The sequence below is a fragment of the Nocardioides baekrokdamisoli genome, from assembly GCF_003945325.1.
Classification (GTDB): domain Bacteria; phylum Actinomycetota; class Actinomycetes; order Propionibacteriales; family Nocardioidaceae; genus Nocardioides; species Nocardioides baekrokdamisoli.
Genome location: NZ_AP019307.1, coordinates 763,095 through 786,055 on the forward strand (window position 1 = coordinate 763,095; position 22,961 = coordinate 786,055).

21 protein-coding genes are annotated in these 22,961 nt (G+C 67.9%); 8 read left to right on the plus strand and 13 right to left on the minus strand.

From position 1 onward, the window contains the following. The first annotated feature begins 39 nt into the window (after positions 1-39). From KCTC_RS03650 to KCTC_RS03665, 4 genes are read left to right on the plus strand one after another with little or no spacing between them, the layout of a single operon-like run. Positions 40-1,077 (plus strand): ABC transporter substrate-binding protein, encoded by a 1,038-nt coding sequence (locus KCTC_RS03650; protein WP_125566857.1) that lies wholly within the window; start codon positions 40-42, stop codon positions 1,075-1,077. Next, positions 1,074-1,898 carry an ABC transporter ATP-binding protein gene (locus KCTC_RS03655; protein ID WP_125566859.1) on the plus strand — a complete coding sequence of 275 codons (825 nt, stop codon included), beginning with the start codon at positions 1,074-1,076 and terminating at the stop codon, positions 1,896-1,898. Before KCTC_RS03650 ends, KCTC_RS03655 begins: the two co-directional genes overlap by 4 nt. After that, positions 1,888-2,730, plus strand: coding sequence for an ABC transporter permease (locus tag KCTC_RS03660; protein ID WP_125566861.1), 843 nt, complete (start codon positions 1,888-1,890; stop codon positions 2,728-2,730). Before KCTC_RS03655 ends, KCTC_RS03660 begins: the two co-directional genes overlap by 11 nt. A 49-nt stretch (positions 2,731-2,779) precedes the next feature. Then, positions 2,780-3,355, plus strand: coding sequence for a class I SAM-dependent methyltransferase (locus KCTC_RS03665; RefSeq protein WP_125566863.1), 576 nt, complete (start codon positions 2,780-2,782; stop codon positions 3,353-3,355). On the opposite strand, the gene KCTC_RS03670 is transcribed toward KCTC_RS03665, so the two are convergent. Genes KCTC_RS03670 through KCTC_RS03690 form a run of 5 tightly spaced genes read right to left on the minus strand, consistent with a single transcriptional unit; the run spans position 3,352 to position 8,087 of the window. Beyond that, positions 3,352-3,780, minus strand: coding sequence for a hypothetical protein (locus tag KCTC_RS03670; protein ID WP_125566865.1), 429 nt, complete (start codon positions 3,778-3,780; stop codon positions 3,352-3,354). The two genes, KCTC_RS03665 and KCTC_RS03670, sit on opposite strands and share 4 nt — an antisense overlap. Positions 3,781-3,825: 45 nt before the next feature. Next, on the minus strand, positions 3,826-6,363 hold the full coding sequence (locus KCTC_RS03675) for a UPF0182 family protein (RefSeq protein ID WP_164512467.1): 2,538 nt from the start codon (positions 6,361-6,363) through the stop codon (positions 3,826-3,828). Positions 6,364-6,367: 4 nt separating this feature from the next. Further along, positions 6,368-7,432 (minus strand): YlbL family protein, encoded by a 1,065-nt coding sequence (locus KCTC_RS03680; protein WP_125566870.1) that lies wholly within the window; start codon positions 7,430-7,432, stop codon positions 6,368-6,370. 21 nt (positions 7,433-7,453) lie between these two features. Continuing rightward, positions 7,454-7,666 carry a hypothetical protein gene (locus KCTC_RS03685; RefSeq protein ID WP_125566872.1) on the minus strand — a complete coding sequence of 71 codons (213 nt, stop codon included), beginning with the start codon at positions 7,664-7,666 and terminating at the stop codon, positions 7,454-7,456. A gap of 4 nt (positions 7,667-7,670) precedes the next feature. Then, positions 7,671-8,087 (minus strand): molybdenum cofactor biosynthesis protein MoaE, encoded by a 417-nt coding sequence (locus tag KCTC_RS03690; RefSeq protein ID WP_231998816.1) that lies wholly within the window; start codon positions 8,085-8,087, stop codon positions 7,671-7,673. A 97-nt stretch (positions 8,088-8,184) separates the two neighbouring features. Between KCTC_RS03690 and KCTC_RS03695 the strand changes: the two genes are divergently transcribed. Beyond that, the gene (locus tag KCTC_RS03695) at positions 8,185-9,444 is read left to right on the plus strand and encodes a zinc-dependent metalloprotease (protein WP_231998817.1); all 1,260 of its coding nucleotides are present in this window, start codon (positions 8,185-8,187) and stop codon (positions 9,442-9,444) included. A gap of 68 nt (positions 9,445-9,512) precedes the next feature. Then, positions 9,513-9,974 (plus strand): NUDIX hydrolase, encoded by a 462-nt coding sequence (locus tag KCTC_RS03700; RefSeq protein WP_231998818.1) that lies wholly within the window; start codon positions 9,513-9,515, stop codon positions 9,972-9,974. On the opposite strand, the gene KCTC_RS03705 is transcribed toward KCTC_RS03700, so the two are convergent. Together KCTC_RS03705 and KCTC_RS03710 are read right to left on the minus strand one after the other, a co-directional pair. Beyond that, positions 9,915-10,448 carry a M48 metallopeptidase family protein gene (locus KCTC_RS03705; RefSeq protein WP_125566878.1) on the minus strand — a complete coding sequence of 178 codons (534 nt, stop codon included), beginning with the start codon at positions 10,446-10,448 and terminating at the stop codon, positions 9,915-9,917. The two genes, KCTC_RS03700 and KCTC_RS03705, sit on opposite strands and share 60 nt — an antisense overlap. Positions 10,449-10,452: 4 nt before the next feature. Then, positions 10,453-11,505, minus strand: a complete 1,053-nt coding sequence (locus tag KCTC_RS03710) for a PHP domain-containing protein (RefSeq protein WP_231998819.1) — start codon at positions 11,503-11,505, stop codon at positions 10,453-10,455. Positions 11,506-11,869: 364 nt separating this feature from the next. Here KCTC_RS03710 and KCTC_RS14635 point away from each other — a divergent pair, with 364 nt between their 5' ends. Together KCTC_RS14635 and KCTC_RS03715 are read left to right on the plus strand one after the other, a co-directional pair. Continuing rightward, positions 11,870-12,028 (plus strand): DUF5679 domain-containing protein, encoded by a 159-nt coding sequence (locus tag KCTC_RS14635; protein ID WP_164512468.1) that lies wholly within the window; start codon positions 11,870-11,872, stop codon positions 12,026-12,028. Between the two features lie 122 nt (positions 12,029-12,150). Further along, on the plus strand, positions 12,151-12,888 hold the full coding sequence (locus KCTC_RS03715; protein WP_125566880.1) for a hypothetical protein: 738 nt from the start codon (positions 12,151-12,153) through the stop codon (positions 12,886-12,888). Between the two features lie 198 nt (positions 12,889-13,086). Here KCTC_RS03715 and KCTC_RS03720 read toward each other — a convergent pair whose 3' ends face one another. The 6 genes from KCTC_RS03720 to KCTC_RS03745 all read right to left on the minus strand — a co-directional run bounded on the left by KCTC_RS03720 (position 13,087) and on the right by KCTC_RS03745 (position 22,930). Next, on the minus strand, positions 13,087-13,386 hold the full coding sequence (locus KCTC_RS03720; protein WP_125566882.1) for a WhiB family transcriptional regulator: 300 nt from the start codon (positions 13,384-13,386) through the stop codon (positions 13,087-13,089). A 152-nt stretch (positions 13,387-13,538) separates the two neighbouring features. Continuing rightward, positions 13,539-13,730, minus strand: coding sequence for a hypothetical protein (locus KCTC_RS03725; RefSeq protein WP_125566884.1), 192 nt, complete (start codon positions 13,728-13,730; stop codon positions 13,539-13,541). Positions 13,731-13,813: 83 nt separating this feature from the next. Then, positions 13,814-15,871: an ATP-dependent helicase gene (locus KCTC_RS03730; protein WP_231998820.1), complete on the minus strand. Its 2,058-nt coding sequence runs from the start codon at positions 15,869-15,871 to the stop codon at positions 13,814-13,816. A gap of 10 nt (positions 15,872-15,881) precedes the next feature. Next, a complete protein-coding gene (locus KCTC_RS03735) occupies positions 15,882-18,965 on the minus strand; it encodes an ATP-dependent helicase (protein ID WP_231998821.1) in 3,084 nt (1,027 codons plus the stop codon). After that, positions 18,962-22,114: an ATP-dependent helicase gene (locus KCTC_RS03740; RefSeq protein WP_125566886.1), complete on the minus strand. Its 3,153-nt coding sequence runs from the start codon at positions 22,112-22,114 to the stop codon at positions 18,962-18,964. The genes KCTC_RS03735 and KCTC_RS03740 overlap by 4 nt, the downstream gene beginning before the upstream one ends. A gap of 117 nt (positions 22,115-22,231) precedes the next feature. Continuing rightward, the gene (locus KCTC_RS03745; RefSeq protein ID WP_125566888.1) at positions 22,232-22,930 is read right to left on the minus strand and encodes a uracil-DNA glycosylase family protein; all 699 of its coding nucleotides are present in this window, start codon (positions 22,928-22,930) and stop codon (positions 22,232-22,234) included. Between the last annotated feature and the right edge of the window lie 31 nt (positions 22,931-22,961).

Sequence of the window (22,961 nt, forward strand, 5' to 3'; positions counted from 1 at the left end):
GAAACACCCACCGAAGACAACCTCAGAAAGAGATTCACCATGACCATCACTCGCCGCCCCCGTACGCTCGCCGCCGCTGCCGCGGTCGCCGCCGTCGCCCTGGGTTCCCTGACGGCGTGCGGATCGGCCTCGGGCGCCAAGGCCGCCGACGGCAGTACCGTCGTCCGCTACCAGAGCTACTCCGGCGCGGTCGACCCGCTCCAGCTGGCCGCCGCGCTCGGCAAGCTCCCCGGCGTCACCCTCAAGAAGGAAGGCGACGTCACCGGCGGCCCGGCCTCGTTGCAAGCACTGGTGAGCAACCAGATCGACATCTCGTCGTCGGCCTTCTACGGCGCGATCGCCCAGGTCGTCGCGACCGGCGCTCCGATCAAGTCGGTGGTGGCCACGTACGGCACCAACGCGCAGACGAGCTCGGCGATCGTGGCGCTCAAGGACTCGTCCCTGACCGCTGACCCGCACAGCCTGATCGGCAAGAAGGTCGCGGTGAACACCCTCGGTGCCAACGCCGAGGCCGTACTCGACACGTGGTTCGCCAAGTCCGGACTGAGCGCCGATCAGATCAAGCAGATCACCTTGGTCGCGCTGCCTCCGCTCAACACCCTGCAAGCGCTCAAGCAGGGCCAGGTGGACGCGGCGTACATCAGCAGCGGGCAGCTCCGCGCTGCTGGCGCCGCGGTGTCGCTCAAGACGCTGACCACCGACGCGAAGGTGATCGGCTACTACAACGGTGGCGGCGTCTCCTTGCGCAACGACTGGATCCAGAACCACGCGGACGTGTCGAGGACGCTCGCCTCCGGCATCGGGTACGCGATCGACTACATCGCGTCGCACAAGCGCGCCGAGGTCCTCGCGGTCTACGACAAGTGGCTGCGCGACAACGGGTACGCCGACGCGGTGGACGCGGTCGACCAGAACTGGTCCGGCAGCACCGGTGTCTCCACCAAGGGCGGCTCGATCGCTGACAAGGACATCAGCATCTGGCTGGCCTGGCTGTCCAGCCGCGGCGACGTCGACCTGTCGAAGGTGAAGCCGAGCGACGTCTACACCAACGCGCTCAACACCGAGGCCGGGAAATGAGCGCCCGGATCCAGCTCGACGACGTCGGGCAGCGGTTCCTGGTGAAGGGAGACGACGACAAGCGGATCCGTGAATTCGTCGCTCTCGAGGGGCTGCATCTGGACGTCCCGGCGGGAGAGATCCTGACCGTGGTCGGCCCCAGCGGCTGCGGCAAGTCCACGATCATCGACCTGGTCGCCGGACTCGCCGCACCCACGACGGGATCGGTGCTCGTGGACGGTCACCCCGTCCGCGGGCCCGGTCTCGACCGGGGCGTGGTGTTCCAGCAGTACACCCTGCTCCCCTGGCGTACGGCTCAGGGCAACGTCGAGCTGGCACTGGAGGCCCGGGGCGGCTTGTCCCGCTCGGAGCGGCGTTCGAAGGCGCGGGCGTACCTGGATCTCGTCGGACTGGGCGACTTCGCCGGACGGTATCCGCATGAGCTCTCCGGCGGCATGAAGCAGCGGGTCGCGATCGCGCGATCGCTGTCGTACGAGCCGTCGGTGTTGCTCATGGATGAACCGTTCGGCGCGCTGGACGCGCAGACGCGGGAATCCCTCCAGGAGGAGTTGATCGGCATCTGGCAACGCACCGGGACCACGATCGTCTTCATCACCCACGACATCGAGGAGGCCGTCTTCCTCGGCCGTCGGGTCGCGGTGATGAGCGCACGCCCCGGTCGGATCAGTGAGGTGATCGAGGTCGATCTCGACCGCAACGGGGCCGCGTACAACGACATCCGGGCGACCCCGGAGTTCGCTGCCTACCGGCACCGGATCTGGAGTCTGCTGCGGACCGAGCAGGTCAGCCGCGTACGTGAGGAGCAGGCCGATGCCGCCTAGTCTCCTGCTCGAACGGACCCAGGCGGGACCCAACCCGCGTCAGGAGCAGGCCGCCCGCGCCAAGGGCGTCCCCCAGGGACGCTCGCGTACGGTCACCCTGCTGCGTGGCGTCGCCGGCGTCACGGTGCTCGCGGCTCTCTGGGAGTTCCTCCCCCGAGCCGGTGTCGTCGATGCGTACTTCATCCCGCCGCTGCACGTCGTGCTGCAGGCGTGGTGGAAGCTCGCGGAGAGCGGCGTGCTCTGGCAGGACATCCAGTCGAGCCTGGGCCGGTCGGGCGCAGGTTTCGCGATCGCGGTGCTCATCGGGATCCCGCTCGGCGCCACCATCGCGTGGAGTCGGCCGGTGCGCGAGTTCTTCCAGCCGGTGCTGGAGATCTTCCGCAACACCGCGGCTCTCGCCCTGCTGCCGGCGTTCACCCTGGTGCTCGGGATCGGCGAGACGTCGAAGGTCGCGATCGTCACGTACGCGTGCTTCTTCCCGATCCTGCTCAACACCATCTCGGGGGTGGCCAGCGTCGATCCGCAGTTGCTGCGTACGGCACGGGTGCTCGGGCTCTCGCCGGTGACGACATTCCGCAAGGTCGTGCTGCCAGCAGCGCTCCCAACGATCTTCACCGGGGTACGCATCGCCGGGTCGGTCGCCATCCTGGTGCTGATCGCAGCGGAGATGGTTGGCGCGAACTCCGGGATCGGGTACCTGATCAACTACGCGGAGTTCAACTTCCTGATCCCCAAGATGTACGCCGCGATCCTGACCGCCTCGGCGCTCGGCCTCGCGGTCAACTACAGCCTGGTCGCGATCGAGCGAAGGTTCTCCCGCTGGCGTACCTGAGTCGCGCGGGGCGCGGACGCCACCTCCGCGCCCCGCGTACGCTCGTCCCATGCCGGTCATGTCGCCGATCGAGGGCACGTTCTGCCGTACGCACCTGTGGAACGTGATCGCCGCCAAACGGATGCTCCCGTGGGCTCTGGGAGATGAACCGCTGGTCGGCCGCGTCCTCGAGATCGGCGGCGGTGCCGGCGCGATGGCCGAGGCGACACTGGCCGACCACGACGTCGACATGACGATCACCGATCTCGATCCCCGCATGGTCGCGGCTGCTCGGGAACGACTCGGCGGGCGGGCGACCGCGGAGGTCGCGGACGTCACCGCACTCCCCTATGCCGCCGGCAGTTACGACACCGTGGCGAGCTATCTGATGCTGCACCACGTGATCGCCTGGCCCGACGCGATCGCCGAGGCCGCACGTGTCCTGGCGCCCGGCGGCACGTTCCGCGGCTACGACCTCACCGACACCGCGGCGGCGCGCTGGTTCCACCGCGTCGACCGGTCACCGTTCCTGATGGTGGCGCCCGGTGATCTGCACGACCAGCTCGAGGCCGTCGGGTTCCAGGACGTACGCATCGAACAAGCGGCTGCGGGGCATCTGATGCGCTTCAGTGCAACACGACGCTAGGCGTCCTTGTCGCCCTTCTTCTCCCTGCCCCACGGCGCGGTCGGCGACGTCCCGGCGACCATGAAGATCGGGGACGACAGCTTCTCGAGCGCGGCGACAGCCGCCGCGTGCCGCTCGGCAAGCTTGGACACCACGGCGGCGATGTCGGCCTGCGCGTCAGCGAGCACAGCCACGGTGTCGGCGAGTTCGCGCTGCCGCACCAGGACGTCCTGCAGCGGCTGGGCGGTCGCTCCCAGGAGGTTCTGCAGTACCCCAGCCAGGCCCGCGACGCTGCCGGCCAGATCAGCGACCTGTCCGACGAGCTCTGTGGGTTGCGTGACGCCGGTGACCGCGGCACCTGCCACAGCCTTGACAGTGTCGGTCGCCACCTTGATGGCAGCCTGCTGCGACTTGATCAGGATCTCAATCGGGTTCTCGACGCCCACGGACTCAATCTGTCAGAAGATCCGCCCCGCGGCACCGATTGACGGCTATTTCGTCGAGGCGAGCAACGCGGCGGCCGCATCGAGCTTCGCCTTCGCCTGCTGCACGAGCGCATCCCGGTCAGCCGGCGACAACGTCCCGTCGAGCGAGTGGGCCAACAACGCGTTTGCGTCCTTGATCAGCGCCGCGGCGGTCCGGGACCCGTTCGCGCCGTCCTTCGCGGCGGCCGCCAGCGCCTCCTCGATGGTGTGCGCCACACCCACCGAGCCGCGGACATCGACCACCACATCGGCCAGCGGCGGCGGCGTGGTCGGGTCGGTGCCCACCGCGTACAGCGACGCAGCCCAGATCGGACCGGCACTCGTCGGGGTCACCAGCAGGGGACCCCAACGAGGCGTCGCCGAGCTGGCGAACGTTGCGATCTCGGCGCGTACGCGCGGATCTGCCCGCATGATCGCGTTGACGCCTGCTGGGCTGGGGGTCGTCGTGGACGGGGTCAGCCACTGGAGTTGGCCGTAGTCGGGCGAGGTCGCATCGGAATTCGCCACCAGGACGCTGGCCAGGTCGTGGCCGTTGGCGGCCGACATCGGCGACAACACCGACCAGACACCGTTGACGAAAGCCCGTTGGGGTTCGACCCGCGCATTTCCGTCGCCGACCGTCGGGATCTGGGTGTCCTGCATGGCGAGGAGCGAGTCCGGAGTCGCGGTGGCGTACGCCTGCGCCTGGAACCGCTGTACGGCGAAGAGGTCCGTGGGGTACCGCAGATGCGGTTGCAGCTCCGGCGGGATCTCGGCGCGGGTGTGCACGAGCCCGGGGAAGATCCCCTCCCACGCGTGCAGGATCGGGTCCGCGTCCCATTCGTACAACCGGACCGAACCGTCCTGCGCATCGACGGTGATCTTCACGGCGTCGCGGGCGTAGTTGACCGTGTCATAGGCCGAGGAGGATCCGGGCGTGCCGTCCCCGGTCATGCCGGACCACGACTCGACGGAACTCCCGGGGTAGTTCCCGGTCGTGGTGTAGCCGTCGATCACCCAGAGCGCACGGCCACCCACGATCGTCAGATAGGGATGGCGATCCAGTTGCAGCCACGGCGCCACCCGGGCGGCACGCTGCAGCGGGTCGAGCCGGGTTGCGTACGTTCCACGCTCGCTGAGCACCCCCAGGTCGCCGTTCGCCAGCGCGTACGCGACCCGGTTGATCCCGGTCAACGGCACCCCCGGCGAGGTCCCAGCGCGAGCGAGGCCGCCGACCATGTCCGGGCCGACGTACAGCGGCGCAGCCACCGAGGCAGCCAGGTCGTGGGTGAGGTCGTTCTGGGCCCAGGTCGTCAGGACGCGAGCCTTCCCGGCACGGTCGCCGGCATCGGCGTACGCGGCCAGGACGCCGCCGGTGCCGCCGCGCTGCGCCATCGAGACCAGGACCGGCCGAGGCTTCCCGTCGACGACGTAGCGATCCAGTTCCGGCGGCGAGATCGTGCCGGCACCGACCGCCTTCATCTCGAGTCGTACCTGCGCAGGATCCAGGATCGGAAGGCTGGCGGTCGCGGCAGCGTCCCCGCTCAGATGACCGGTCGTCAGTCGATCCAGGCCGTACGCCGCGCGCGTCGCGGCGATCGAGGCGGTGAGGTTGTCGCGTTCGTGAGCGATCGGGTCGGCGCGTACGACCGAACTCTGCAGAATCGCGGGCCAGATCAGGGTGAGAGTCGCTGAGCTGATGAACAGCAGGATCACCGCGACCATGGGCGTACGCCACCGCGGGCGGCGCCACTGCCACAGCAGCAGACCGGCGCAGATCAGCGCCGCGTACGTGAGGATCTCCCGCCCCGGGTCAGTGGCGTGCTGGTCGACATATCCGAGGCCGGTTGCGTACGGCCCACCGGCGTGAACGGCGTCGTACCGCGCCAGCCAGTAGTCGCCGGCCTTGCAGACGAGCGTGACGGCCCCGAAAGCGGCCAGTTGGCGTTGGGCCGCTCGAGTCCACGAAACCGCCGGCGAGATCGTGATCCCGCCGTAGAAGTAGTGCGCCGCAAGGCTCGTCGCGAGCGCCAGAAGTCCGAGCGTCAACCCCAGATCGATCAGGTCATGGAGCCACGGCAGGGTGAAGACGTAGAAGCCGACGTCGTGGTGGAACCACGGATCACGCATGCCGAAGGAGCCGCCCTGCCACCACAGGAGCGCGTCACGCCACCGGCTCGTCTCGGCGACGCCGAGCGCCAAGGCCGCGATCACAGTGATGCAGATCCAGATCCACAAGCGCACCGGTTCGGCGTACGCGCGGTAACGCTCGACCCACGACCCGCCAGCCATCTCGGCCGGGCGATGACGCGAGGCGAGCAGGATCGATCCGCCCATGGCGAGCGCCACCAGGACGGCCGTGCAACCGAAGAGTCCAGCCTTGGTCACCGCAAGCGTGCTGTAGACGTCGCCGTAACCGACCGAGTCGTACCAGGCGGCGTTCGCGTACGTCCCGGCCCAGGCCAGCGCGAACACGAGCAGGATGGCGAAGCCGAGGGCGACGACGGGCCACCGGCGCGTCCTTCGCCAGGTCGGCTGCTCCGGCTCGATGTCGTCGCTGCTCATCGGATCAGCAGGACGGAAGTGGCGCGTTGTGGTCCTTGGCCCAGGTCTGCACGACCTTGAGCGCATCAGCGAAGGTGCTCACCTTCGCCAGTCGCATGGACCCGTGGTCGGCGTTCGCCACATCGGGGCAGTTGCCCGCCGGGACCAGGAACAGCTGCGCACCGTCGTTCTTGGCGCCGGGGATCTTCTGCTGGATCCCGCCGATCTCGCCGACGTTCCCGCTCTGGTCGATCGTGCCGGTGCCCGCCACATCCCCGTTGCCGGTCAGCGAACCGGGCGTCAACTCGTCGTAGATGCTCAGGGTCATCATCAGCCCGGCCGAAGGGCCGGTGATGTCCGATGGGATGTTGACCTGGACGTCGTACGGCAGGGAGACGGCCGACATGAGTTCACCGCCGTTGGGTCCTCCGACACCGATCCTCGTACGCCCGCTGATCTTCTCCGGAGTGACCTGGACGGTGATCGCCTTGCCCGCCCGGGTGACATGGAACTCGATCGCCTTGCCTGCAGGAAGGGACACGATGACGGCCTTCAGCGAGGCCGGTGTCGTCACCGGCCGGCCGCCGATCGCCGTGATCACGTCACCGACCTTGAGGGCGGCCGCCGCCGGCGTCTTGGGCGTGATCGAACCGACGATCACGCCGCGGAAGACCCGGGCACCGCTCACAGCGGCGATGGCCACCTGCTCGGCAATGTCCTGAGCGCTGGTCATCTGCTGTGAGCCAGCCTTGTGGTCGGACTGCGAGGTGCCCTCATCGGGGTACGCGTACGACAGCGGGTAGACCGCGTCGTCGCTGTTCGCCCAGGCAGCCAGCATCTCGAACAACTTCGGGTGGTGGCTCCGAACCGTCACGCTGACGGTGACCATGCGCAGTTTGCCGCCGTCGCGGTAGATCTCCGGACCGCCCTTGCCGACCGTCACGATCGGCTTGCCGCTGTTCATCCCCAGCAGGTCGACCGTCTCACCGGGGCTGTAGATCGTGTACGGCAACGGCAACACGAACGCACAGATCAGAAGCGCAACGATCGTCGGAAGGGCGAGCAGACCCGCAATCGTGCGCTGAGACATGCGGAAGACCCTACCTGCGGGTCATTGGGGCCGGCGCCGGGCAACGCCAGTGCTGCGTTGCGTCGGCTTCGAACGCACCGCGTACGTCTGCGGGCCAGCCGATTGCAGCGCCTTTGCCAACTTGGCCACAGCTGCGTCGTTGTCGACCACGCGGTCACGACCGGCTCGGGCCACCCAGAGCATCGCCACCGACGTCGTCAGCGCCGTCGGCGCCAGCCACCAGAGGATGCTCACCGGATCAGGGTAGGCCGACCCACTCCTCGGCACCGTCGGCAAAACGCTGGTGCTTCCAGATCGGCACCTCGGACTTGAGCGTGTCGATCAGGTCCCGGGTCGCGTCGAACGCCGCGCCCCGGTGCGCTGCCGTGGTGGCGACGATGACGGCGATGTCGCCGATCGCGAGGTCTCCGATGCGGTGGACGGCAGCCACATCGACGCCGTGTCGGTCCGCGATCCTCTCGGCGACCTCGGCGAGCTTGCCCAGCGCCGTCGGGTGGGCGCTGTACCCCAGCCCTGTCACCCCGCGGCCGTGGTCGTGATCGCGCACCATCCCGACGAAGATGTTGAGCCCGCCCGCACTGTTGCTCCCCAACGCGGAGACGACTTCGGCCACATCGAGCGGCGTCTCGCGGATGTCGAGGAGGCGGACAGGCACGGAACAACCGTATGCCCTGCGGCTTACGAGATCTGCCGTGGGCGAACGCACGTCCTCGCCGGGAACTCCCCCACCTCTCCGCGCGTAGATTGGAGATGTGAGCAATGGACCGGGTGACAACAATCCGTTCGAAGGCATGTTCGGCCCAGGCGGGTTCGACATCAACGCGCTGCTGGGTCAACTGCAGTCGCTGATGCAGCCGTACGACGGCGTACTCAACTGGGACGCCGCCATCGACATGGCGCGCAAGGCGTCCTCCGCGGACGGGGCCGACCCGAGCGTGACGTCGCGCGACGCTGACCGGATCGCCGACGCCCTGCGGCTGGCCGACCACTGGCTCGATGACACCACGACGTTCGCCTCCGGAGTGCGTACGCCCGCCGCCTGGTCGCGCGCGGACTGGCTGCTCCAGACCCTCACCACGTGGAAGTCGCTGGTCGAACCCGTCGTCGAGTCCTCCACGAAGACCCTGCAGGGCAACATCCCACCCGAGATGGCAGCCATGGTCGGGCCGATGGTCGGGTTCCTCGGCAAGGCTGTCGGCGCGATGTACGCCACCCAGGCCGGTCAGGGGCTCGGCGCCTTGGCGGGTGAGGTCCTCGCCTCCTCCGACATCGGCATCCCGCTCGCGCCCGCCGGACAAGCCGCGCTGCTGCCGACCAACATCGCAGCGTTCGCGTCCGGCCTCGGCGTCGAGATCGAGGACGTCACCCTCTACCTCGCGCTGCGCGAAGCCGCCCACCAGCGTCTGTTCGCGGGCGTCCCGTGGCTGCGCGAGCACGTCCTGGAAGCCGTACGCGCCCACGCCGCCGGTGTGGAGATCAACATGGAGGCGATCCAGGAGCGGATCCAGGAGCAGATGGGCAGTGTCAACCCGGCCGATCCGGCCGCACTGGAGGATCTTCTGTCCAGCGGCCTCTTCGACATCCCGCAGTCACCCGCCCAGAAGGCCGCGCTGGAGAAGCTCGAGATCGTGCTCGCCCTGATCGAGGGCTGGGTGGACGAGGTCGTTGGCCAGGCCACGGCGTCACGGATGCCGGTCGCAACCCAGTTGCAGGAGGCCGTACGCCGCCGCCGCGCAGCGGGCGGTCCGGCAGAGCAGACGTTCGCCACGCTGGTGGGTCTGGAGATGCGTCCGCGTCGCCTGCGTGACGCCTCCACCCTCTGGGGTTCCCTGCGCTCGCGTCAGGGCGTGGAGGCGCGCGATGGCGTCTGGATGTCGCCTGCGCTCCTGCCGACGTCTGCGGATCTGGACGACCCGCTCGGGTTCCGTGAGGGTGCTTCGCAGCCCGATTCGTTGACGGATGAGGCCTTCGACGCCGAACTCCAGAAGCTCCTCGAGAACCCCGACGCGTGACGGCTCCACTTCTGGCTGACGCCCGACGAGTGTTGGAGGGTTTCGCGTCGCCACACTCAGGCCGTTTCGTGGATCAGGCGATCGATGGGGGGCTGTACCGGTCCGGCCGTCCCGACCACCTGACGGTCTCGTGTCTGGTCATCTCCCACGACCTCTCGCAGGTGTTGTTGACCCTGCACGCCAAGGCTGGCCGCTGGTTCCAGTTCGGCGGTCATCTGGAGGAGGGCGACGCGTCCCTGCTCGACGGCGCCCGCCGCGAGGTCGCGGAGGAGTCCGGCCTGGCCACGTTCGAGCTCGACCCTCGGGTCGCGCAACTCGACGTGCACTGGGTGGAATTCTGCGGCGAGGGCGTCCACCACCTCGACGTGCGTTTCGTCGCGCAGGCAGACAGCGCCGACGCGTACGCGGTCAGCGAGGAATCGCATGACGTCCGCTGGTTCCCACTGACGGACCTGCCGGAACTGGAGGACTCAGTCCTCGACCTCATCGACATCGCCCGAGATCGGTTCGCCGCTGCGCGTACCCGCTGAGAAACCGTCGAGGTACGCCTTCGCCACCTCGGTCTTGGGGTAGGCGCCCACCAGCGCATGGAACCGGGCGTTGTGATGCGCCTCGAGCAGGTGCGCCAACTCGTGCACGATCACGTAGTCGATCACCCACGCAGGCATCGTCTGCAGTCGCGCCGACAACCGGATCGCCCGATCAGCCGGGGTGCAACTCCCCCAGCGACTGCGCTGGTTGGTGACCCAGCGAATCGCCGACGGCTGCGCCTCTCCGCCGAGGTAGGTCTTGTTGAGGTACGTCGCGCGGGCCATCAAGTCGTCGTCAGTGCGTTGTGTACGCCGCTCCCGCGTCTCGATCTTCGCGACCATCCGCTCGACCCAGATCGCCTCGTCGCGCTTGCTGGTCGCCGCGGGGATCAGGACGATGATCTTGTCGCCCTCGCGGTACGCCGAGACCGTACGCCGACGCCGGGGGCTGCGACGCACCTCGACTTCCGGCATGTCCTCAACGTACCGGGTTGGCCCACTCCAACAAGCGCTCCAGCGGCCAGGTGTTCACGATCCGTTCCCGGTCGATGCCGGCGGCCTCCGCGCGCTCGCATCCGAGTTGTGGGAAGTCCAACTGCCCCGGGGCGTGCGCGTCGGAGTCGATCGAGAACAGGCAACCTGCGTCGCGGGCCATCTCGAGGAGACGGGTCGGTGGGTCGCGACGCTCGGGGCGGGAGTTGATCTCGACGGCCACGTTGTTGTCCGCGCAGGCCTCGAACACTGCCTTCGCATCAAAGGTCGACTCCGGCCGCCGACCGCGGCCTCCGCCGACGAGCCGACCGGTGCAGTGTCCGAGGACGTTCATGCGCGTACCCGTGACCGCTGCCAGCATCCGGCGGGTCATCGCGGGTGCGTCCATGGCCAGCTTGGAGTGGACGCTGGCGACGCGTACGTCGAGCCGGTCGAGCATCTCGTCGGTCTGGTCGAGGGAACCGTCGTCGAGGATGTCGACCTCGATGCCCTTGAGCAGGGTGAACCCGTCCATGTGGGTGTTGATGGCTTCCACGATGTCGAGTTGTTTGCGCAACCTCTCGACGGAGAGCCCGTTCGCCACCCGCAGACGCGGGCTGTGATCGGTCAGTGCGAGGTACTCGCGCCCCAGCTCATGGGCGGTGATCGCCATCTCCTGAATGGGTGAACCTCCGTCGGACCAGTCCGAGTGACTGTGCAGGTCGCCCCGCAGAGCAGCCAGCACCGCACCCCCACCGGTCGCCAGCGGTCCGCCGTACTGCGCCTCCGCCGCGACGAGTCGATCCGGCATCTGACCCTCGACAGCCTGGGTCACGACTGCTGCCGTACTCGCTCCGACACCTGCGATCTGGGTGAGGGTTCCGTCCGCGACACGCCGATGAATCTCTTCGATCGACAACGGCAGAATCGCCTGTGCCGCCTTCCGGAACGCCTGCACCTTGTACGTGTCCTCGAGGCGGCGTTCCATCAGAAAAGCGATGCGGCGCAGCGCTGCGACGGGATCTGCGGCGTACACACTGAGGCTGTCGGGCTCAATCACGAAACTTTTTTCTTCCACATCGGATCAGGACCGCGTTTTCGCAGGTCAGAGGCCATATCGCGCCGAAAACATACCGCCGGTTCCCCACATTCGACACCATCGTTCCACCGACTGTCCACCACCATGGGCCCGGCCTCCACAGACTGTCCACACCTTTATCCACAGGTGTGAGATACGACCGTTGACCCGGTCCAAGGCAAGGCATACGGTACTTCGACAGTAGGTACCCCCGGCGCCGCCGGACAACATTGGCAAGGGGAAGGCCAGTGTTGATCCAGGCACCGGGGGTGCCTCGTGTGTATGGTCACTGTGGCCCTACGGCAGACCGCCGAAGGGATAGACGAGATTGACGAAGGAGGCCGTCGTGGCTGAGACCTGGAGCGGCGAGTTCTACTGCGTGAAGTGCAAGGCCAAGCGTGAGGCGACCGGCGAGATCCGCGTCAACGAAAAGGGCACCAAGATGGCGAAGGCTGTCTGCCCCGTGTGCAGCACCAACCTGAACCGCATCCTCGGTAAGGCCTGAGTTAGCTCAGACCTCCGACTTCAACCGGCGACAGTGACCTTCGGGTCCTGTCGCCGGTTGCGTTTTCCACAGGCTCCGATTCAGCCATCGACTCCCACCCTCCGGGGTGCTGAGATCGCTGGGTGATCCTGCGCCTCCGCTCGGGCGAGACGACTGTCCGCCGCGATGACCACCATCTCCAGATCGGCATCGATCCACCTCGCGTCGTGATCTGGCCGGACAGTCCCGTCACGCGCCGGGCCGCGTACGAACTCGAGAAGGGGCGCGGCCTCACCGACGCGGACCTGTCGGTCCCTGCTGTCGCCGCCCTTGTCCGGAAACTCGACGCCGCCGGTCTGCTGGCAACGGGAGCGGCTCCCCTGCCGGCCCGTCTCGTCGGCCCCGCAGACCTGGTCGACGAGGTCGGCTCCCTCGCCGTTCTGGACCCGGGGCACGCCGTCGTGACAGTGGTGATGGCCACCGGTCCGATGCGCCGCGACCTCGTCGACGACCTCATCAGGGACGGGTCGGCGCACCTCGTACTCTCCGGCGGCCCCGACGGCTGGACCGTCGGGCCGTACGTGATCCCCGGCGTCACCGCCTGCCTGCGGTGTGCCGACGCCGAGGTGGGCGTCCGGGACCCGCGGCGCGCGCTGGTGGTGGAGCAGTACGCCGGAAGGACGTCGGGAGATGGGGATCCGGTCGGCCGGGCGCTCGCGGTCGCGTACCTGGTCCGCGAACTGCGGATGATCGCGCGGGGCGAACGACCGACCACCTGGTCCTCGGTGGTGAAGATCGGCACCTCGGGTCCTCTGTCACCACACCACATCCGCCGGCATCCGGCGTGCGGCTGCGCCTGGGACATTGCGCTGGTGCCCTGATGCCGACAGCGTCCTGACATGACAACAGCCCGTCCCCGGGGTACGGGAACGGGCTGTCATCCACCCGCGATCACAGGTGAGTCAGAAGCGGTCAGATGGCGCGCGCCAAGGACACACGGGTCCGGAGCGCGACGTGCTCAGCACGTACGCTCCATCGACGCGCGCGGCGCAGTGTGCTTCTCAACGGCACAGGGCTCATCAGGCAGCCTCCGACTTACGCGGGCGGCCACGAGGACGCTTGCGGGCGATGACGGCTCCCTGAAGGAACAGCTCTCCACCCCACACCCCCCACGGTTCGCGACGGCTGAGGGCTCCGTCGAGGCAGGCCGACTGGAACGGGCAGCTCTGGCAGAGAGCCTTGGCGTATTCCAGGTCTGCCGGTGACTCGGCGAACCACAACTCAGGGTTGTAGCTGCGGCACGGGACTTCGCCCTCGGTGTTCGCCACTGCCCCACACAGGGCACTCAGTGCGATCTCGGGCTCGAGAACAGTTGTCATCTCAACCCCTCCTTCCTATTTCCTGATTGATCGCGGTTGGTGGCCTCGTCGATTCGTGATCGATCTGGCCGGCTTTCTTCTGTTCTGTGAGAAACAGAAAGGCCGCGGATCCCGGGTTTCGGGTTCCGCGGCCTGGTGGCTGCCATGTCTGCTCATGCAGATGGTGGCCCCCAGGCTCGATTGCCCTTCGGGTTGGTCACGTAGGACGTGGTGAACGTCTCGACGACGAACGTCGAAGGCTTGGCGTCCAGCTGCACCTGCCACGCACCGCGGTGACCGTCGGCGAGCATGGCTGCATGGCCTGCGCTGTTGGCGCGGGCGATGTTGATGGCCTTGATCGACATAGGGGTCACCTCCTTCTGGTGGGCATGAGCAGGTTATGCCGATAGTCGTGAAGGGCGCAAATGATTAATCGAACTCGGCAAGTTCACGCCTCGGCGTGCGCCGAAATGATGTCGAGAATCTCTTCGCCGTACGCCTCGAGTTTCTGGCGCCCGACGCCCGGAACTGCGAGCAGATCCTGGAGCGATGCCGGCCTCCGCTCGGCGACCGTCTCCAGGGTGGCATCGGTGAAGACGACGAATGCCGGCTTGGACATCTCGTCGGCCGTCGACTTCCGCCACTGGCGCAGCCGCTCGAACAACGCCTCGTCGTACAACGCCGGACAGTCCTCATGCCGACTCCGGGCCTTCTCCGAACTCGTGGACAACGGTCGACCGCATGTCTTACACAACCGGGCCCGCCCCGGCGAGGACGTACGCCCTCGGGAAGGCGCCGGCTGATCGGGCAGCAGGGGCTTGAGGAATCGACTGGGGATGCGAGTCGCTCGCCCGCCCGGCTGTCGCGCAGCGGCCCAGCTGCAGCTCAACTGTTTGCGGGCACGGGTGATGCCGACGTAGAGCAGCCGACGCTCCTCCTCGATCGCCGTCGGGCTGTCCAGGGAGTACGAGAACGGCACTGTGCCGTCCTGGAGGCCGATCAGGTGGACGCGGTCCCACTCCAGGCCCTTGGCGGCGTGGAAGGTCGCCAGGGTGACCCCGTCCGCGGCCGGGGCGTGCTGCTCCTCGGCGCGACGGTCGAGGTCGGCCACGAAGTCGGACAGACCTCCCTCGAACGACGCCGACTGGTCGACGAGCGCCTGGAGTGACTCCCAACGGTCCCGGGCCTGCCCACGACCTTCCGGCGGACGGCTGGTCCAGCCCATGCCGGCCAGCGTCCCGGACACGATCTCCTGCAACGGGTCGCCGTCCGGATTGCCCCCGCGTGCAGTGCCGCGAAGTCGAGTGACCGCCTCGCGTACCTCGGGACGGTCGAAGAACCTGGCCGCACCACGAACGACGTACGGCACGCGTCGATCGGCAAGCGCCTCCTCGATCGCCTCCGACTGGGCGTTGATCCGGAACAGCACCGCCATCTCGGACCACGGGACGCCCCCCGCGTTGGCGGTGTGCAGGGACTCGGCGACAGCGGCCGCTTCGGCGGTCTCATCGGAGTGCCCTGCCAACTCCACCTCGGCACCCGAGCCGTGCACTGCGCGCAGCTGCACGCCCGCACTCGGCGTACCCGCCAGTGTGCTGTTGGCCGCCGCGATGATCTCGGGAGTCGAGCGGTAGTTGCGCACCAATTCGATCGACGTTGTCCCGGGGTGGACCTCAGGGAAGCGGCGCAGGTAGTCCGGCTGGGCGCCGGCGAACGAATAGATCGTCTGCGCGGGATCGCCGACGACACAGATGTCGTGACGTCCGCCCGTCCACAAGCCGAGCAGCGCTGACTGCAGCGGCGAGACGTCCTGGAACTCATCGACCGTGAACCACTTGTACTGCGCGCGAACCTGGGCGGCAGCGCGCTCCTCCTCCGCTAGAAGCCCAGCGGTCAGCAGCAGCACGTCCTCCATGTCCATCCGCCCATGGCCCCGCTTGACCTCTTCGTACGCCGCGAAGACGTGCCCGACGGTGACCGGATCGACGTTGGAGACGGATCGGCCACGTCGAGGCGCAAGCCGTGCGTAGTCGTCGGCATGGACGTTGCTGACCTTCGACCACTCGATCTCGCTCGCAAGGTCGCGCAAGGTCGCCTGATCGGCTTCCAGACGGACCTGCCGCGCCGCCTGGACGATCATCGGGATCTTGGACTCGGTCAGGGTCGGCAACTCGGTCTTGCGGATGATCGGCCAGAAGTAGCGCAACTGACGCAACGCCGCACTGTGGAAGGTACGAGCCTGGACACCGCCCGCGCCCATGGCTCGGAGTCGATGCCTGAGCTCGCCGGCGGCACGGGTGGTGAAGGTGACGGCCAGGACTTCCTGCTGGGCGTACACGCCAGTGGCCACGCCGTACGCGATGCGGTGCGTGACCGCTCGAGTCTTGCCGGTCCCCGCTCCTGCCAGGATCCTTACCGGCCCGCGCAGCGTCTCCGCAGCCGCACGCTGCTCCGGATCCAAGGCTGCGAGCAACGCCTCCGGGCTGGACCCGTTCACCCCGTGCACACCGACCACCCTAGGACTCCACGGCCGGCTCGAACGAAGCGGCGAGCGCCGCCCGGTCGGGCAGGTCGGACGGCTCGACGATGCGACCCGATCGAACGTGAACGAACGCGGCGCGTACGTCCTCGACAGGGCAGCCTGCCAACTCCGCCCAGGCAATCCGGTACACCGCCAACTGGAGCGGATCGGCCGGCTGCTCCCCGGTCTTCCAGTCGACGACGAGGTAACCGTCGCCGTCTCGATAGACGGCGTCGATGCGACCGCGGACTACGTGGCCGCCCAGCGGCAGGGCGAAAGGCTGCTCCACCGCCTCGGGCGCGCGATCGGCGAACGGTCCGGCCTCGAAGGCCTCGATCAACTCGGCAAGGTCCTCCTCCGAGCCGATCCCGACGTCCGCCCGCCCCGGAAGTTCGTCAGGGCCGAACAGGTCGGTCTGACCGAATCGTTGTTCCACCCATGCGTGGAATCGAGTGCCGAATCTCGCTCTCGGGTTCGGTTGCCGCGGCATCGGACGGACAACGCTTGCCAGATACGACTCCGGTGACCGTTGCCACGTGGCCAGGGCCGTGGCGGACATGGAGGTGACCGCCACATCGATCACCTCCGGCGTCTCGCGCTCGGCGAGGAGTCGCTCCAGGTCCCGATCCCAGCTCTCGACGACAGCGTCGCTGTATCCGTCATCCACAGCCTCACGGACGAGTTCGGCAGCGCGACGCCGAAGTGTCGCCTCGGCCGTGTCGTGGCTGATCGGCCACGGCAGGTCGATGAGCTGTCCGTCATACGGATTGGTCTCAATGTCGTTGTCGACCGCTTCCGCCCACTGCGACGGGATCTGGCCCCACATCGCCATCGCTTCGCGGGTCCGTTCCAGATAGGCCGACGGGCCCAGACCCTTGTCACGGTGCGGTGCCCACCGCCATGCCGAGAGCACCACCCGGTGTCGAGCTCTGGTCCAAGCGACGTACGCGAGCCGCAGTTCCTCATCGGCTGCATGTGCACGGCGGGCATCGTTCCACTCGGCGATCTGCTTGCGGTGGAGCCCGCGGAGCGGCGGCAGGTCCCGCTTGTCACCACGCAATGACAGCGGCAGGACCGCCGGCGCGGACAAGTGACTGCTGCGTGCGCGCGTGATCGGGAAGTGGTCCGTGGTGACACCCGGCACGAAGACCACGTCCCACTCCAGACCCTTGGCACGGTGGACGGTCAGCAACTTCACCGAGTCCGCCTCCGACGGCACGGCCACGTCGAGCCCCTGCTCGAACTCGTCCTCTGCCTCCAGCCAGGCCATCAGCGCCGGCAACGTCACTGCTCCGTCGTACGCCTGGAAGTCCGCCACGGCTTGCACGAACAGGTCGACGTTGTCACGTCGAGCACGGGCGCTCTCGCTGACGGCCGAGGCCAGTTCGACGTCGACTCCGGTGACGTCGATGATGCGGCGCACGAGGTCGAGCACGGGCTCGCCCGCTGCCGCCCGCAGGCGCCGCAATTCGCTGGCGAGCTCACCGAAGCGCTCCTGTGCACCATCGGAGTACGCAGCGAGGCCAGGAGCCTCCAAGGCATCCAACAGTGCTGGGGTCTCCAGGGGGTCAGCGTCCTCCGCAGCACGTGCCAACTGGTCCCGAAGGGACGTCGGCTCGGCGTCGCGACGCGGCGACAACTCGGAGGCCCGCTGACTGAGGAGCGCAAGGTCGCGGGCTCCGATCGACCACCGCGCTCCCGTCAGAAGCGTCAGCAGACTGGCGTTGTCGGTCACGTCCTGGACCAGCGAGAGCGTCGCCAGAACCTCGGCGACCTCGGGCAGCCGGAGCAGGCCTTTCAGGCCGACGATCTCCACCGGAGCACCGGCCGAGAGCAGTGCGTCGTAGACAGCTGCGCCATGGCGGTTGGATCGGACCAGCACCCCGATCTCCTTCCACTCCACGCCGGTGGCGTGGGCCGCGACCACCTCACGGCCGAGCCACTCGAGTTCGTCATCCCAGCGCTCGTGCACCCACACGTCGACCTCGCCGGGCGCAGCGCCGTCCTGGGGCCGCAGCGCCTGAACCATCCCCGAAGACTCGAGCGGAGCCGCGAGGTGGTTCGCGGTCTGCAGGATGCGTACGTCCGATCGACGGTTGGTTGCCAGCGCTAAATTCCTCGCTCCCGGGTAGTCCTCGGCGAAGCCGAGGATGTTGGAGACGGAGGCGCCGCGCCAGCCGTAAATGGCCTGGTTCGGGTCGCCGACAGCCATCACCGCATGCCCGCCGAAGAGCGCCCTCAGCATGCGAGCCTGCGCGATTGAGGTGTCCTGATACTCGTCCAGCAGGACCACTCTGAAAGTCGCTCGCTGCAGCTCACCGACCTCCGGAGCCTCCTCCGCGAGTTGCGCGGTCAGCGCGATCTGGTCGGAGAAGTCGATCAGGCCCAGCCGAGCCTTCAGCGCCCGATAGCCGTCGACCAGACCGAGGAGTTCTGCGCGGCGGTCGATCGCCGACAGCGCCTTCAGATAGTCGCCCTTCGCTGTGTCGGCCGCCATTTCCTCCATGAGCATCGCTCGCTCCCGCGCATCGGCAACGCGGGCGTCCGACACGGTGCTGAGGTGCTCACTGAGTTCGGCGTCAAGCGACAAGAGGTCCTTGACCACCGTCTGCGGATGGTCGCTCAACAAGGCGATGTGGGTGGCGTGTTGTGACACCGCCCGGGCCGCCAACTGATACCTCGTCGCGTCGGCAATCAGCCTTGCGTCCGGTTCGTGGCCGATACGCAATCCATGCTCGGACAGGAGGGCCCCCGCGTAGGCGTGATACGTCGAGATCGTCGGTTCATCCGAGTCGGCGGTCAGCAGATCGGCCTTCGTCAAGGCCTTGCGTACGCGCTGCTGCAACTCCCCCGTCGCCTTGGTGGTGAACGTCAGGCCGAGGATCTGACCCGGCTCGACCAGCCCATTCGCTACCAACCACACGACTCGACCGGCCATCACGCTCGTCTTGCCGGATCCAGCTCCGGCGATCACCACAACCGGTTCCAAGGGCGCGGTGACGGCCGCGAACTGCTCATCGCTGAACATCCACGACTCACCCATCAGCTCCGCGAGCTGCGCCGGTGTCTCGATCCTCACGACAACACACTTCCTGCACTGGTGGACGGACAGATCGGAGAGAACTCACAGAACCTGCAGTGATCACCGGGGCGAGCCACAAAGGACTCCTCCCTGATCGCACGCGACGCCGTGTCCAACTGCTCGACGACGGCCAACGGCCGGCCCGGCTCCGGCGGCGCCTGTCGTTGCACCTTGGCCTTTCCGCGTACTTCCTTGCGCAACTGAACGAGCTCCGCTCCGCCCGACCGTGCCCCCGGTGCCTGCTCAGCAACTGCGCCGTGATCAACGGCGAGCTGGTAGACACCGAGTTGCGCATTCTCGGGGAGGCTCTTGTCGCTTGGCGGGTACTTGCCGGTCTTGAGGTCCACGACGACGACGTCGCCGTCCTCGTCCAGCTCCAGACGATCGGCAGCTCCCTTGAGCTGCACCCGCACGCCGTCAGGCAGCTCCACAACCACGTCGAACTTGTGCTCCAACCCGACGATCGTCCGCGCTCCGGGGCGGCGATGCCACGCAAGGAATCGTTCGAGGACGTCAGCAACGTCGGCACGGCCGCGTGCCGCCGACCACGGCGTACGCCACGACATCCGTCCCCAGACCTCGTCAACGTGCACCATCAGGTCCGCAACGGTCGCGTCGCCCAGCTCGCCGTTGGCCACCCGCTCGGCCAGTGCGTGGACGATCGTGCCGAATCCTTGACTGGAGGTGCTCGGACGACTCCCGCCGGCCTCCCGTTCGAGGAACCACTTCGCGGGGCAGGTCATGATCCCTTCCAACGCGCTGGCGCTGAGGCGGATCGGCTCCTGCTCCGGCCGAAGAGGCACGTCGCTGCACGTCAGCTCACGCACACCCCACCAGGTCCGCGGGTCAGCCGCCGGCGCGACCGCGGACAGCCGTCGCAGGCGGACCGCGGCAGCGCGCCGACGCTGATCCGGCTCAGCAGGGTCGGCTGCAACCCGGCGCAACTCGGAGACCAGACCCACCATGGACAACTGGCGCGGGGGTCGCCCGGAGCGACGCACCGGATCACCGTCAGAGAGGTCCGACAGGAATCGGCTCGGTTGCTCGCCGTCCTCATCGGAACTCGCGACCGCCGTCACGATCAGACGCTGACGGGCTCGGGTGGCGGCGACGTAGAAGAGCCGGCGCTCCTCGGCCAACAACGCCGCGCGAGTCACCGGTGGCAGGAGGCCACCGGACGACAGGCGATCGGACTGCAGCAGCGTGCCGCGTTGACGCAGATCGGGCCACGCGCCCTCCTGGACGTGAGCGACCACGACGACGTCCCACTCAAGGCCCTTGGCTCGATGAGCGGTGAGCAGGCGGACGGCCTCACCGCGGACGCCACGATCAGCCAGCGTGTCCGCCGGGATCTGTTGTGCCTCGAGCAGCGCCTGAAATTCAGCCGGCGAAATGTGCTCCTGCTGACCGTGCAATCGCGCCGCGGTGTCGAACAACGCCACGACAGCGTCCAGATCCCGGTCGGCCCATCGGCCGGCCGAACCCCCGGACGCGGCGGCAGCCGCAAGCCGACGGCTCCACCCGCTGCTCTCCCAGAGCAGCCACAGCAACTGCTCGGCGCTGTCCCCCGATGCCAGCGCGACGGCGGCGGCCTGCACCAGGTCCGCGCATCGTCGAGCCCGCTCCGCGGCGATGCCCGGGACGTCGGCCACGGCCGTCGGGTCCAGGAGCAGCCGGCGCTGGAGGTCCACCAGGGCATCGCCCGGCTGCTCGGCACGAAGGCCTCGCAGCAGGACCCGCAGGTCACTGGCGTCCAGTCCTCCGAGCGGCGACGTCAGCATGGTGACCGCTGCCTCGCCGGTCACGAAACGCGGGTCCTCCCGGTCCTGCACGTCACAGTCGACGACGACACGCAAGGCGTCCAGGAGCGTACGCACGGCCGGCTCCCGGACAAGCGGGACCTCGTCGGCGGCCACCTCGACCGGCACGCCAGCCGCGGTCAGTGCCCGCCGCAGCGTCGGGATCTCGCTGCGCCCCGACCGCACCAGCACCGCCATCCGGGACCACGGCACGCCGTCAATCAGGTGCGCGCGGCGAAGCATGTCGGCGATGTGGTCGACCTCGGCCCGAGGAGTGTCGAAGGTCAGCGCCTCGACAACTCCGTGATCGGTGTCGCCGAGGCACCTGGGATCCCGGAAGATCTCGTACGCCTCACGCGGAATGGACCCGCTCACGGGCAGCGCACGCGCGACCCTGCGTGATGCCTCAAGCAGGCGCGGACCAAACCGTCGGGTCGTGCCGAGTGCGATGGTCGAAGCGGGCTCGCCCGTGGCGGTGCGGAACTGGTCGGGGAAGTCGAGGATCCCGCGGACGTCCGCACCTCGGAAGCCGTAGATCGACTGGTCCGGATCACCCACGACGATCAGGTCGTGGCCGTCACCGGCGAGCTGTTGCAGCAACATGACCTGGCTCGGATCGCTGTCCTGATATTCATCCACCAGCACCAGGTCATACGCCTGGCGCAGCTCAGTGCGATGAAGCGCTGCCTCGATGACCGCACGACCCATCAGGTCGGCGTAGTCGATCGCCGCATGATGGTCGAGCACGTCGAGATATTGCTCGAGGAACTCCCCCGCTGCGACGTACGCCGCGATGCCCTCAGCTTCACCGATCTCCTGCAACCGCTGTCCGTCGACCATGCGCTCACGAGCCCGGGCGAGCAGGGCTTGCACCTCGCGGGCGAACCCTCGAGTGCCGACGGCGGCGCGCAAACGCTCGGGCCACGCGACCGACTCCGGGGCCACCTCGAGCAGATCGCGGATGATGACGTCCTGCTCGGCAGCGCTCAGCAGCCGCAGCGGAGCCGCGTACAACTCCGGAGACGCATAGCGTCGCACGAGCCCGTAGGCGAACGAGTGGAACGTGCTCGCCAACGCGCCCGACGTGGTGATCCCCAGCCGAGCGGTCACCTTCTCCCGCAACTGCTCAGCAGCCTTGCGCGAGAACGTCAGCGCGAGGATGCGATCAGGATCCGTGCCGCGCTCAACGCGCGCGACGATCGCCTCGACCATCGTCGTCGTCTTCCCCGTGCCCGGACCAGCGAGCACGAGCAACGGACCACCCGGGTGATCCACCACGGACTGCTGGCTCGCGTCGAGCACCGGCACGGCCGGCGCCGAGGGCTGAAGCAGGCGGTACGTGGTCATCTGAGAGCGTTTTGCCTTCCAGGGAATGGAATCTCGAACCGGCACGGATCGGGACGATCAGAACCTACGGGACAGCACCGACAGATCTGACCCATGACGTACAGGACGGGCATCGACTCACTCCGAGGCTTCGAGCGCCCGCAGTACGAGGCCAGTCGGGTCTGCCTCAGGCGCGGTCCAGTCGGCCCGACTGGGATGTGACAACTGCACGACCGTTGGCCCGGGTCCAGTGTGGATACGCGACCGCCAGCTACGGTTCTCATAGGTCTCACGGAAGGTGTCGTCCGGGTTGTCGGTCGGCGTGGCACCCAGCTTGCGCGCGACGAAGTCCCCCGCCTGATTGCCGAAGCAGACCACCACCCGAACGCCCAACCGCTCGATCATGCGCGCGTGGAATGGCCAGCACTCCTCGGCCCAGTTCCGCGCCTTCTCGTCTTCAAGATGCGCTGCCTGCGCAGACCGGGCGTAGATGATGTTGGAGGTGGGCACTTCGCCGGGAGCAAGGTTGACGCGGTCGAGCAGGTACCTCACTCGTCGCTGCATCGGGTCCTCCCCGACAGGGTAGAGCGTTCCCTTCGTACTCCTCGGCCACTGCCCGTCGACGTAGTTCGAGAAGTCAGGACTGCGATCCCGCAGCAACGCGATGGCATTCGCGTGAACCGTGTCGTCCCCTGGAGCCCCGCCCGGGTTGTAGCCAAGCAGGTACAACGGCCGGGAGCCGGTCCACGAGCGCAGTCCGGATTCGAAGGCTGTCCCCGACTCCTCCCGCAGGCTTTCGGGGATTGAGTCGAGCAATTCGGTGATGAGGCCATCCATGAGGAGGACCCAATCACCGACCACCGACAGA

Excerpts from the sequence above, each read along its gene's own strand:
- KCTC_RS03650 (WP_125566857.1), top strand. The coding sequence starts at position 40 with ATGACCATCACTCGCCGCCCCCGTACGCTCGCCGCCGCTGCCGCGGTC.
- KCTC_RS03655 (WP_125566859.1), top strand. The coding sequence starts at position 1,074 with ATGAGCGCCCGGATCCAGCTCGACGACGTCGGGCAGCGGTTCCTGGTG.
- KCTC_RS03660 (WP_125566861.1), top strand. The coding sequence starts at position 1,888 with ATGCCGCCTAGTCTCCTGCTCGAACGGACCCAGGCGGGACCCAACCCG.
- KCTC_RS03665 (WP_125566863.1), top strand. The coding sequence starts at position 2,780 with ATGCCGGTCATGTCGCCGATCGAGGGCACGTTCTGCCGTACGCACCTG.
- KCTC_RS03675 (WP_164512467.1), bottom strand. The coding sequence starts at position 6,363 with ATGAGCAGCGACGACATCGAGCCGGAGCAGCCGACCTGGCGAAGGACG.
- KCTC_RS03680 (WP_125566870.1), bottom strand. The coding sequence starts at position 7,432 with ATGTCTCAGCGCACGATTGCGGGTCTGCTCGCCCTTCCGACGATCGTT.
- KCTC_RS03705 (WP_125566878.1), bottom strand. The coding sequence starts at position 10,448 with ATGCCGGAAGTCGAGGTGCGTCGCAGCCCCCGGCGTCGGCGTACGGTC.
- KCTC_RS03720 (WP_125566882.1), bottom strand. The coding sequence starts at position 13,386 with ATGACAACTGTTCTCGAGCCCGAGATCGCACTGAGTGCCCTGTGTGGG.
- KCTC_RS03725 (WP_125566884.1), bottom strand. The coding sequence starts at position 13,730 with ATGTCGATCAAGGCCATCAACATCGCCCGCGCCAACAGCGCAGGCCAT.
- KCTC_RS03740 (WP_125566886.1), bottom strand. The coding sequence starts at position 22,114 with ATGACCACGTACCGCCTGCTTCAGCCCTCGGCGCCGGCCGTGCCGGTG.
- KCTC_RS03745 (WP_125566888.1), bottom strand. The coding sequence starts at position 22,930 with ATGGATGGCCTCATCACCGAATTGCTCGACTCAATCCCCGAAAGCCTG.